We start from the raw sequence: 12,068 nt of genomic DNA, 5'->3' as shown, positions 1-12,068 counted from the left end.
CTCTTACTCATGTTATGCCCGAACACAAAATTTCTGACACCCCCAACCAAAGGTACTAAGCAGATTCCCCACCCCCAAAAATGACCTTCACCGCCGGGCTCAGAAAATCGATGTGAAAGCCCGTGGAGCCGTCGCCAATTGCCACATGAATACCTTCAACACCTTCATTCATCTGGGAATTGACGCCGTAGTCGATCACATCGCAAATTTCTTTATTCACACCAACCGCAAACTCTGTAAGCGCCAACCCTCGATCGCCCGCAGCAAGTGCCAGCAAAGGAGAGTATTCCTTTCCACCCACAGAGAAAGATTCAACTACATTATTGATCACTACTAAAACCGCCTCATACTCAACAACTTCTTGCGCAAGGTGCGTAAGACTTTCCTTCAGCTCCGCTGCCCTCTCCCAGTGTTCGTTCCTAATGACTGTCAGTACTCCTGATACAGCCACCATCCCCGTAAAACTAAACGGACACTGCTCTCGAGGGCTCATGTGCGCATAATGCACCTCGAAGAACTCAGCAACTGAATGAATATAATTTTTTTGACGTCATCCAAGATCATTGCATAAGGAGTAGCGCCAGGCCTAAGAATTATTTCCCCCTTCGCTCCCCGTCCTAAAATTTGAAATCTGTCCACCACATCAAGCTTAGCCAGTATTTTTTTCTGGCTTTCAAGTGAAGAATAAAAATCACTACCAGCCAATAGACTTAATGCATAATCCGCATGACTTAGAGAGCTTTCAAATACGTGCAAAGCACAAAAAATACATTCCTTTTCGATAGAGATTTTTGCAATCTCAAACGCACGCTTTGACGCTCCCTTGGAGAACGACAGCACTATACTTTTTGCCGGCAGAATTTCCATATCGTGAATATTCTCGGCATGCACACCTCTCCCCAACAAATGGGAAACATACTCAGCAGAGTCAGTAACAATCACTGCCTCCTCCTTCACAACCCAATCAAATATACCTTTGACGGAAGACATTCGACCTCCTTGCATTGATGATAAAGAGGTCGCCCTCTTTATCATCACTCGCTTTTAGTCTTCAGCATGAGCCCAAACAAGAGGAGCCCAGCCAAAATTATCTGGCCCTGAAGCCAGCCGGTTCAATTTACCACCTACATTGAGCATAACTACGATCTCCCTTTGAAAGCCCCTCACAGCGAGAGGTGGTACTAGATTTAGTACGACCCCGACGGGCAAGCAAGCACTTCCCAGGCAATATGTATTTCATTTTGTTATTTACAAAATCGAATCAGCCAGCTGACTAAGCGCACCCACGAAAAACATGTAGTACCTTTCTGAACGAAACTTCCTTTTTTACGCCCCTCCGTTGCCATTCAGTATCCGGAGACCTAGATTGTTCAACCGAAACAACCAAACAACTCACCATTCAAATAAAGTTCGCACAGGTTCTACATGCCTATAAAAAACTTCATTCCCAACGAAAAGCTCAATCAAGCGCTCGGACTAAGCGACCTGACAGAAGCCACTCCTACCCCTCACGCCATTTACCTCTTGATGAGCGAGATCGTCAGCGGCTTGAAGTTGTTGGGTTGGCCAGCAGCACAGCAGGTCACCGGCCCGCGCATCGTGTCCGCGCAAGACAACTACGGCTTGCTGGGGTACAGCCCGGACGAAACAACCTTGGGCAGCGCCCATACGCGCTGGGTCGACGACCGCTCGTTGCTGCGCACCCAGACCACCAGCCAGATCCCACCGGCACTGCAGGCCGCGGCACAGGCCAGGAAGCCGGGTGAAACCCTGATGATCGCCGCCCCGGGCATCACCTTCAGGCGTGATACCCGCGATCGCTGGCACTGTGCCGAACCTCATCAAATGGACATCTGGGTCTTGGGTGATCCTTGCCTGTCATCTCGCTCTGAGCTGCTGCGAATGGTCGGGGATATCGTGAAGATCGCTGTGCCTGATGCGGCCTGGACCCATAGCGATAGCCCGCATCACTACACCGACGGAGGGATCGAGGTGAACCTGCTGACGCAAGGGCAGCCTGTCGAAGTCCTTGAGTGTGGCTGCATTGCCACCTCACTCCTCAATCGGCTGAACATCGACTCAAGCACACATGGCGGGCTGGCCCTGGGGATGGGCCTGGACCGACTGACCATGCTTCGCAAGGGCATTCCCGATATTCGCCTGCTGCGTGATGAGCATCCAAGGGTCCGCGCGCAGATGCATGACTTGCTGCCGTGGAAACCGGTTTCACGCTTGCCGTCGATCACACGGGATATTTCGCTTGCCGTCACACCCGGCCAGACAGAAGAAGCGCTGACAGAGAAGATGCTGCACGCAGCCGCGGACAAGGCCGGCTGGATCGAAGAAATGCAGGTCAAGGGACGCTGGTCGGTGGATGAGCTTCCCAGCCAGGCCATCGAACGCCTGGGGCTGCTGCCGGGCCAGGAGAATGTGCTGCTTCGGGTAGTGTTGCGCGATAGCTCCAGGTCCATTGCAACGGAGGAAGCCAATGCACTGTATGCGCATCTGCAGGCTGCGTTGCACGAAGGGGCTGCCGGGGGTGGCTATCGACTGTGAATGTTCGCCAACAGATGCTGTGCAAGGTCGTGGTGTCCTCTGGAACCGTTCATCAGTCCCCGATCCCGCGATGTCGATTCATCCTTCCCGCAAACGACCATCAGTACATTCCCCCACCGGAGCGTACCCATGGACAACTACCACAACCCCCAGGTGGTCTCGCGTAGCGAGTGGCTCGCCGCCCGCCGCCAGCTGCTACTGCACGAAAAAGCCCTGACCCACCAGCGCGACGAGTTGAGCAAGGCCCGCCGCGCCCTGCCCTGGGTCCGGGTCGATCAGGACTTCAGTTTTGAAGGCCCGCAAGGCCGAATGAGCCTGGCTGACCTGTTCGCCGGTCGCAGCCAATTGCTGGTGTACCACTTCATGTTCGCCGACGGCTGGGACGAAGGCTGCGGCGGCTGCTCGTTCCTGGCCGATCATTTCGACGGCGCCAACCTGCACCTCGCTCATCACGATGTGTCACTGGTAGCCGTATCCCGCGCGCCCTTTGCCGAGTTCCAGGGCTTCAAGCAACGCATGGGCTGGAAGTTTCCCTGGGTCTCGTCCCATGGCAGCCACTTCAACCAGGCCTTCGGTGTCAGCGTCAGCGACGACGGCAACAGTCAGTACAACTACGAACCCTACTCGGGCGAGGAAACCGAACTGCCGGGCCTGAGCGTGTTCTATCGCGATGCCGACGGCACGATTTTCCATACCTATTCCAGCTACGCGCGTGGCCTGGATATCCTGGTGGGCGCCTACAACTTCCTCGACCTGATGCCCAAGGGCCGCAACGAGGAAGGCACCATGGACTGGGTCCGCCATCACGACCGCTATGAAGGGGCAAGCGACACCTCCCATTGCTGCCATGATTGACGGTGGCTCAGAAGTACTTGAGCCAGACAATGTCACGACGCCGCTGTTTCAACGCCGCGAACCAGCGCGTCGGGGCATACAGCAGCAACGCCAGCACCAGGCTGCAGAGCCATACGCCACTGACCTGATCAAAACCAAAGTACTGCCCTTGATTCAGGCCCCACCCGGCCACTGCCAACAGATACAGGGCCTTGAGTACATACAGATGCAGCAGGTAGAAAAACATCGGCGCGGCGCCGAACAGCGCCAGCACCGGCACCCAGCGCCGGGCTTGATAGCGCTCCAATAGCGCCAGCAGTACCAGGCACATCCCCAGGGTGGGCAGCAGGAACATCAACGAAGGTGGGTATTTGCGCGCACTGAGGAAACTCATGGTGGTACGCACGGCATCACCCGTGGCCACCCAGGGCTGGTCGCCGTAGCCATTGAGCAGGCGCAATGCGACAAACGCCGCCAGCAAACCAAGCCCCCACCCTGTCAGCAGCGCAAGGCGGCGCCTCGCCCCTCTGGTTTGCGCAAACCAGGGGCCGATCCCCCAACCCAGCAGAATCACGCCAATCCAGGGCAATACCGGGTAGGTGGTGCGCGCGCGGGTAATGCCCAGGTCGATGAAGTCTCGCTGGTGCAGGATCGCCCACGGCGCGAACCAGGGTGAATCGGGGGGCAGCACCAGCGCATCGAGCACGTTGTGTCCTCCCACAATCACGGTGCCGATTACCAGTACCGCCGCGCGCGGAAGATGCAAGGCCGCCGCCAGCACGATCATGCAGACGCCAATGCACCAGATCACTTGCAGCCACAAGGTCTGCGGCAGCAAGGTGCCATTCCAGGCCAGGTTGACCAGGGTCAGCTCCAGCATCACTAGAAACACCCCGCGCTTGAGCAAGAACAGCGAGGTGTCGGCACGGCTGTGCTTCTGGCTGTAGAGCCAGGCCGACAGGCCGGTCAGGAAGATGAACACCGGGGCGCACAGGGCGCTGAGCAAACGGGTGAAGAACAGTTCGGGGGCGATAGTCAGCGCGTCCATCGGGTCGCTGACTTGGCGATGCAGGAAGAACGTCTCGCGCACATGGTCGAGCAACATGAACAACATCACCAGGCCACGCAAGGCGTCGATCGATTGCAGACGGGATTGGCTGGGGGGCATACGAAGGCTCACGGCAAAGGGTAACGGCACAATGTAACACTATATCGTTACCACCTTGCCTGTCCGCACTACGTTGCTCTACAGCAAGGGTTGATTCGCCTGCGCGGCTGACGGCTCGTCCGTGCGGGCGGCGTAGCGCTGGGCCAGGACTGCGCACACCATCAGTTGAATCTGGTGGAAGATCATCAAGGGCAGGATCATCGCGCCGATACCACCGCCGACGAACAGCACCTGGGCCATCGGCACGCCAGTGGCCATGCTCTTTTTCGAGCCGGCAAACAGAATGGTAATGCGATCTTCGACACTGAAGCCCAACCACCGCCCCAGCGCAGCCGTACACCACAACACCACCGCCAGCAGCAGGCAGCAGACCAGCACCAGGCCAGCCAGGCGCAGCGGCGCCACCGAATGCCACAGGCCGCTGACCACCGCATCGCTGAAAGCGGTGTAGACCACCAGCAGGATCGACCCCTGATCGACGACCTTGAGCCAGCGTGCATTGCGCGCCACCCAGTGGCCGATCCAGCGCCGCGCCAGTTGCCCGGCAACAAAGGGCACCAGCAACTGCAGGACAATCTTGAACACCGCATCCAGGCTAGAGCCGGTATCACCCTCCACGCCCATCAACAGCACCACCAGCAAGGGCGTCAGTGCAATACCGAGCAAGCTGGAGGCCGCCGCACTGCAGATGGCTGCCGGTACGTTGCCACGGGCCAGCGAAGTGAAGGCAATGGCCGATTGCACCGTCGCCGGCAACGCACAGAGGTAGAGCACGCCCAGGTACAGTTCATCACCCACCAGCGGCAAGAACAGCGGCTTGAGTGCCAAGCCCAGCAGCGGAAACATCACGAACGTGCAGGCAAATACCAACAAATGCAGGCGCCAGTGCCCAGCGCCGGCAGCCACGGCCTCGCGTGACAGTTTGGCGCCGTGGAGGAAGAACAGCAGGCCGATAGCCAGGTTGGTCAGCCCGCCGAACAGCACGGCACCGGTGCCTTCGCAGGGCAACAAGGTGGCAATGAGGATCACCCCGAGCAGGGCCAGGGTGAAATTGTCGAACAGCATCCGCAGGTACTTCATGGTCGATCCCGACTTGTTATTGTGGCGCGGCAGACGATAAGGTCTACGCACATTCTTCACTAACGCCAGAACCCCCGCAGTGTCGCCAAACGGACAACCCAACCTCCCCGAGCCCCAGGCGCTCGAACACCTGACCCAGCTGCCGCGCCCGGTCTATGGCCACCGCCAGACGTTACCGAACATCGTCCTGGGGTACCGCCACGCGCACCCCTGGGGGCAGTTGTCCCATGCCATTGGCGGCGTGCTCGAAGTGCACACGGACGACAGCTTCTACCTCGTCCCGCCACAGCGGGCGGTATGGGTGCCGGCACAAGTCCAGCACCGCGTCAGCTGCGCCGACGACACCCACCTGCGCAGCCTCTATCTGGAACACGCGCCCAGCGACTGGTCGACCACGCAATGCCGGGTGCTCGCGATCAACCCGCTGTTGCGCGAGTTGATCCGCACCTTCAGCGAACTGCCCGTGCATTACGACCTGCAGGGTGCCGATGGCCGCCTGGTGCAGGTATTGGTCGATCAACTGCAAGCAGCGGCAGAGCAGCACCTGATGCTGCCCCTGCCCCACGACAGCCGACTGCGCGCCTTGTGTGCCCACCTTCAGGCACAACCTGATGCGTCGACCGGACTCAACGACTGGGCATTGCGTGAAGGGGTGTCGGAAAAGACACTGAGCCGCCTGTTCCAGCGCGAGACAGGCCTGAGTTTTCGCCTCTGGCGCCAACGCATGCGCCTGTTGAGCGCGCTACCGGCGCTGGAGCGCGGCGAGCGGGTAACCGATGTCGCCCTCGCGTGCGGCTACGATTCGCTGTCGGCCTTCATTGCTGCCTTCGGCAAACAGTTCGGTTTGCCACCGGGAGCGTTCTTTCGCACTCAATCCACCGAAATCGCTACACATGAGGCCTTGCCAGATGGAACACGATAGAACCCGGGCCATGCCGGCGATCCTGGCCGCTGCCACCCTGATGATCGTTGCAGCCCCCGCGCTGGCTGCACCGCTGGCCGATGCCCAACTCGAATCGACCGTCAGTGCTGCTATCCGCCCGCTGATGCAGCAACAGGCAATTGCAGGCATGGCAGTGGCAATCTCGGTAGAGGGCAAACAGCACTACTTCAACTTTGGCGTTGCATCCAAGCAAACCGAGCAGCCAGTAACCGCCGACACCCTGTTCGAAATCGGCTCGGTGAGCAAGACCTTCACCGCCACCCTGGCAGGTTTCGCCCAGGCCAGCGGTGCGCTGTCGCTCAGCGACACGGCCAGCAAGCACTGGCCGGCACTCAAGGGCACCGCGTTCGATGGCATCACCTTGCTCAACTTGGGCACCTACAGTGCCGGCGGCTTGCCGTTGCAATTTCCCGACGAAGTCAAGGCCCCGTCCGACCTACTCGGCTATTACACCCATTGGAAAGCCGACTATGCACCCGGCACCCATCGGTTGTACTCCAACCCCAGCCTGGGTTTGTTCGGCTACCTCGCCGCCCGGAGCCTGAATGCCCCGTTCGCAGACCTCATGCAAAAACAGCTGCTGCCGCAAATGGGCTTGCAGCACACCTTCATCCAGGTACCCACAGAGCAACTGAGCCACTATGCCCAGGGCTACAACAAGGACGATCAGTCGGTGCGCGTCGGCCCGGGGCCGCTGGACGCCGAAGCCTATGGTTTGAAAACCACATCGGCCGATCTGCTGCACTATCTGGAACTGAACATGCGGCCGAAGGCCCAGAGCCCGGTGTTGGAGCGTACCCTGGCGATTACCCAGACCGGCTACTACCGGGTCGGTGAAATGATTCAAGGTCTGGGCTGGGAAATGTATCGCTATCCCGTTTCCCTTGATCAACTGCTCAAGGGCAACACAAACGAAATGGCGCTGCAGCCGCAGCCGGTAACCTGGCTCAAGCCCATCCGCGTCCCGCAGCCCGACACCTGGCTGAACAAGACAGGCTCGACCAATGGATTCGGCGCCTATGTCGCGTTTGTTCCGTCGAAGAACATCGCCATTGTGCTGCTGGCGAACAAGAACTACCCCAACGCCGAGCGAATAAAAGCGGCCCACGCGATTCTCGGCGCAGTGGACCGCTAGGGCCTCAAGGCGTGCCGTTACGCCCATGCAATCGGTAGCCTTCACGCGCATTCAAGCGGTCGTAGTAGGCCTGCACGGCGGGAAGCGGAGGATGCTCGATCGGGGTCTGAAACCAGCGATTGACCGACAGCCCAATGGGGATATCGGCCAGGCTGAAGGTATCGCCACTGACATACGCACCGGTGCGCTCCAGCTGGCGATCGAGAATCGTCATGTTGCGCGCCCAATTGCGGCAGGCCGCCGCAAGGGCTTCCGGGTCCTGATGCGCGGGCGACTGGCGAACCCGCGAGAGAAAGGCATAGCGCCATGCACCATTGAGGTCGGTGGCCTGCCAGTCCATCCATTGGTCAACCCGCGCCCGCAACTGTGGCGCGGTGGGATACAGGTGCTCACCGCCATAGCGATTAGCCAGGTAGCGGATGATGCTGTTGGACTCCCACAACACAAAATCGCCGTCCTGGATCACCGGCACCATTGCGTTGGGGTTGAGCGCCAGAAAGGCCTCGTCCTGGGTCGACTGGAAGCCCGAGCCCCACTCTTCGCGCTCGAAATCCAGGTCCAATTCAGCGCACGTCCACAGCACCTTGCGCACGTTGATCGATGAAGCCTTGCCCAGTATCCGTAGCATCACTCACTCCTGTGGGTTTATTGATCTGGATATGAGCACACGTCGCAACCTGGAATCCATCGTTACCTGAGCGTCGTCTCCTCACAATGCACGCCCCAAATACGGTGCCTCGTTTTGCGCCAAGGCACCGTGGGAGCTCTGCAGCAGTGTCCGTGGCAGTACAAAACCCTTGAATGGGCGCTGGGTGATCGGATTCAACGCTTTTTCAGAACTCAATTGATAGCGCATCATGCCATCGCCGGTCTTGAAGCTCAGATCGACGCTGGTTGCAGTTCGACCATTGAGACTGCCGCGGCCGAGCAGACGAAACATCGACCAGGGACCACGAAACTCCAGACTGCTGCTATTACCGTTCAACTTGATCAGGGTCAGGTTACTGCGCACCTGCTGACTGAGTGTATTGGGCCAGATCAGGCCAGTGATAATACTGGGGCCATGGGTGTATGAGACAAGTTGGCCATCGAGGTCCAGCACACTGGTACGCTGGTTTGCGCTCAGTCCCAATGGTTCGACGCTGAACTGCACACTCAGGCTTCCCCGATGATCGAAAAACGTCTCGCGAATGCGATCAGCAAGCTCCAACTGCTCAATGACGTCGGTGCGAACCAGGTAGCCGTTACGGCTGTGGGAGTACAAGGCGTCCAGATTGTCCTTTAGAAATACCTTCAAGTACTGATCCTGGAACTGCTGCAAACGGCCTCTGGGTCCGAAAAACGCTTCAAAGTCGTCCAGCGCTGCATCCGGCCCGCTGGCAACAAACGGATAGCGCCCGGCCAAGCGCTGCTGGAAGAAGCTGTAGACTTCCGACTCCCAACGTTTCTCCAGCTCACGCAGTGCTTCCTCCACCAATACTTGGGCGGTCTGATCCGCGACTTTCCGGATGTGCTGGTTTATCGGCTCAGGCAAGCCGGTTGCTACACGCTGCAATGTGCTGATCGGGTCGGGAGCAGTCATGGAGAAGCGGTTGAGTACCGTGCTGAGTGCGGCCTTGCCACGATCAGGGCTATCCTGTACCGCCTTGGCATAGTCATAGACCGCCATGACGGCATTAAGTGTTTCATCGTAGTTGGTCGGTTTGTCTCCCTTGGCCGCCAACAACTCGGCCAATCCGGAAAATGCCCTGCGGATCCCCATGGCTTGATGCGGGTGGGCAACATCGAGACTGGCTACCTCAAGTGCCTTGGCTGCTTGCCCCTCGACAACCGGCAGCTGCAGATTGATGACGGTGTTGTCGCGTACAACCTCCAGTAGCCGGCGCAGGGGTGCCGAAGGCCCGGTCAAGTGCTCCAGCACTGACACACCATGGGCCAGGTCTTCAAAATCAGTCACGGCCAACTGGTTCAAGGCCCGACGCCAGCTGTCAACGTAATCGGCATAGTAAAGCGCGCGGATACGCTCGGTAAGCGCCTGCTGGTCAACCGCCGAATAGTCCAGCCGGTCGCGCTCGCCCAGCGCCCATTGATCGACCATCGCCAAGTCTGTGATGCCCTGACTATTGGGTTCGAAGTAATCCTTGTATCCCTTGGCCGTCAGTAGCGGTGCCAACAACATGGCGTCCGAAGTCGGTTCGTCACGGGGGCTGGCCAAAGGCTGATACACCACATTGAAGGCCGGGCCGACCTCATTGCGTAAATCCAGCCCACTGTGCAGCTGCTCTTGGGCCTGCTGTTTCAGTGTCATGTAGATGCGCTGTGGCAAGGGCACCTTGCGTAACACGTGCTGCACCTGTGCAACTTGCTGGCGAAACTGTGGCAAATCGGCTTCTGCATAAGTCAGCGCATACTGCAGATGACGCATCAGGTCGCGCTGCACCTGGCCTTGGCCCGGGAATGCGGCCTGCCATTGACGCGCCATCCACTCCTCGACCATGTGCGGGCGGCGATTGTTCTTATCTTCGATCATCCGATACACACGCAAGGCTGCCATTTGCGCTTCACTGCCCTCAGGGGCTGCGTTCATGGCGTCGACAACCCCACTGGCTAGCGCCGGTAGAAACCGCCGCGACAACAAGGTCAAGTAAGCCTGGTCCACGGTTGGCCCAATAGACTTGCCCTGGTAAAGACCCGCGTCTGCCACCAACGGCCAAGCCGAGCGATAGTCCCCATACACCGAGACGGCATCACGAATTTGGTCCAGCGGGGCCAACAAGTTGCGCGCGGTCGGGTCGATTCGGGTGTCGATGTCGCGACCGCTGAACTCCTGACTCTTGGCCAGCACACTCATGGCCTTGTCGCGGTTGCCATCGAAATTGCGTTGCCAGGTCGCCACACCGATGGCGACGGCCAGCACCCCTAGCCCCGAGCTGACCCACAACAAGCGCCGCTTGCTGCGTGCCACCTTGACGTTGTCACCCGCCAGCCCCGCCTCCGGGTAGATGACCTTCCGGAACACCTGCTGAGCAAAGTAGACCTGCGGCGCCACCTGCGGCCTTGTATCACTCAGAGGCACCGCCAGCTTGTAGGGTTGGGCGGCAGCCCGTACAAAGGCATTGTTGGTTTCGCCCTGCTGGCACACCGAAGAAAAGTACAGGCCACGTACCAGCGCAGGGGTCGTGAAACGGTCGCTGCCCAGCGCCTCGGTCAAGAAGCGCAACAACGCAGGACGCAGACCGATCAGTTGGGCTTGCAATGAAAGGAGCCGCTGGCGCTGATCAGTCGAAGTGATCGCCCCCATGCAATCCAGTACGTGCTCTTCAAGCACCTCGAGCAAGTGATCATAGTGAGCTGCGCATTCTTCCAGCCAGGCGTCAAACGAGGTAACCGCGTCCAGCTTGAAGGTAAATCCAAGCATCTGCTCACGAACCGAAACGGGTAACCTGGCAAATAGCGCGTCAAAGCCCTCGATCAGATCGAACTTGCTCAACACCACATAGAGCGGCAGCCGCGACCCCAACTGACTGCTGAGCTCATACAGGCGAGCGCGCAGCACATGCGCCAGCTCGATTCTTTGTGTCGGCGAGGACTGCAATAAAGCGGACAGGTCAATAACCAGGACAATTCCGTTGAGGGCGCGGCGACTTCGGTTACGCGCCAGCCACTCCAGCAAATGGCTCCAGAGCCTGGCTTGCGTACCGGGCGGTAGCAATGGACGTGTCTTGGCTTTTGCGCTTTGCGCATTACCCTCGGTCGCAGCCTGTGCAACAAGCTCGCCCGGCGGGTCGATAATTACCGCATCGTTGCCAATCCACCAATCCACGGGATACGCCAGCTCACCATCTGCACGGCTGCGGGCCTGGGCCTTGCTCACGCGGGTCAATGCAAAGCTTTGGTCGGAACGCGTTATAAAACTCGACTTGCCTGCGTTCTCCTCACCCAATACCAGGTACCACGGCAACTGATAAAGCGCTCGACGCCCCCCTGCATTGTCGAGAAAATTGGCAAGGCTTCGATTCAGCGCGCCCTCCTGGGCTTGCACATAAGGCAAGCAGGGGTCGGCGACTACCGACGCTTCATGTCGACGCTCACCTTGCAGGCGCCGAAAGCGCGACCGCAACAACAAGGCCCAGAACAGCAAGGGCAGCAGCACGGCAAGAAGGCTGGCGATGCTACGGTGCGCCATACTGGCCAAGGGTTGCTGCTCACGCCAGGTCCATTGCGGCCCTAGCCACCAGATACCCACCAACAACAGCACTGTCCCAAATACCCACATCAGTGGCAAGACCCCGGTGACCCGACGCAATGCTGACAACCCCCAACGCTTGAAGTAATCCCGGAATTTCCCCATC

Annotated in this window: 10 protein-coding genes; 4 read left to right on the top strand and 6 right to left on the bottom strand. The window is 58.9% G+C overall.

Annotation, left to right across the window (positions count from 1 at the left end; genetic code table 11):
• Positions 1–55: 55 nt before the first annotated feature.
• Positions 56–493, bottom strand: a complete 438-nt coding sequence (locus ABVN19_RS07860; protein WP_146117355.1) for a hypothetical protein — start codon at positions 491–493, stop codon at positions 56–58.
• A complete protein-coding gene (locus ABVN19_RS07855) occupies positions 490–990 on the bottom strand; it encodes a hypothetical protein (protein WP_051270419.1) in 501 nt (166 codons plus the stop codon). Before ABVN19_RS07855 ends, ABVN19_RS07860 begins: the two co-directional genes overlap by 4 nt.
• A gap of 435 nt (positions 991–1,425) precedes the next feature.
• On the opposite strand from ABVN19_RS07855, the gene ABVN19_RS07850 reads away from it, so the two are divergent.
• Both ABVN19_RS07850 and ABVN19_RS07845 read left to right on the top strand, forming a co-directional pair.
• Entirely contained in the window at positions 1,426–2,556 is a 1,131-nt protein-coding gene (locus ABVN19_RS07850) for a hypothetical protein (protein WP_028942086.1), read from the top strand.
• Positions 2,557–2,685: 129 nt separating this feature from the next.
• Positions 2,686–3,411, top strand: coding sequence for a thioredoxin family protein (locus tag ABVN19_RS07845; RefSeq protein WP_028942085.1), 726 nt, complete (start codon positions 2,686–2,688; stop codon positions 3,409–3,411).
• A 7-nt stretch (positions 3,412–3,418) separates the two neighbouring features.
• Here ABVN19_RS07845 and ABVN19_RS07840 read toward each other — a convergent pair whose 3' ends face one another.
• Both ABVN19_RS07840 and ABVN19_RS07835 read right to left on the bottom strand, forming a co-directional pair.
• Positions 3,419–4,558 carry a heparan-alpha-glucosaminide N-acetyltransferase domain-containing protein gene (locus tag ABVN19_RS07840; protein ID WP_105642697.1) on the bottom strand — a complete coding sequence of 380 codons (1,140 nt, stop codon included), beginning with the start codon at positions 4,556–4,558 and terminating at the stop codon, positions 3,419–3,421.
• A gap of 78 nt (positions 4,559–4,636) precedes the next feature.
• A complete protein-coding gene (locus ABVN19_RS07835; RefSeq protein WP_028942083.1) occupies positions 4,637–5,638 on the bottom strand; it encodes a bile acid:sodium symporter family protein in 1,002 nt (333 codons plus the stop codon).
• Between the two features lie 79 nt (positions 5,639–5,717).
• Here ABVN19_RS07835 and ABVN19_RS07830 point away from each other — a divergent pair, with 79 nt between their 5' ends.
• Complete coding sequence (locus tag ABVN19_RS07830) at positions 5,718–6,560, top strand: helix-turn-helix transcriptional regulator (protein ID WP_105642696.1); 843 nt, start codon at positions 5,718–5,720, stop codon at positions 6,558–6,560.
• Entirely contained in the window at positions 6,547–7,716 is a 1,170-nt protein-coding gene (ampC, locus tag ABVN19_RS07825; RefSeq protein ID WP_105642695.1) for a class C beta-lactamase, read from the top strand. The genes ABVN19_RS07830 and ampC overlap by 14 nt, the downstream gene beginning before the upstream one ends.
• Positions 7,717–7,720: 4 nt before the next feature.
• On the opposite strand, the gene ABVN19_RS07820 is transcribed toward ampC, so the two are convergent.
• On the bottom strand, positions 7,721–8,344 hold the full coding sequence (locus ABVN19_RS07820; RefSeq protein ID WP_028942080.1) for a glutathione S-transferase: 624 nt from the start codon (positions 8,342–8,344) through the stop codon (positions 7,721–7,723).
• An 81-nt stretch (positions 8,345–8,425) separates the two neighbouring features.
• Entirely contained in the window at positions 8,426–12,067 is a 3,642-nt protein-coding gene (tssM, locus tag ABVN19_RS07815; protein ID WP_105642694.1) for a type VI secretion system membrane subunit TssM, read from the bottom strand.
• Position 12,068 lies beyond the last annotated feature (1 nt).

This window comes from Pseudomonas vranovensis, assembly GCF_040438935.1.
Lineage (GTDB): Bacteria > Pseudomonadota > Gammaproteobacteria > Pseudomonadales > Pseudomonadaceae > Aquipseudomonas > Aquipseudomonas vranovensis.
This window is presented reverse-complemented; position numbering and strand designations above follow the sequence as displayed.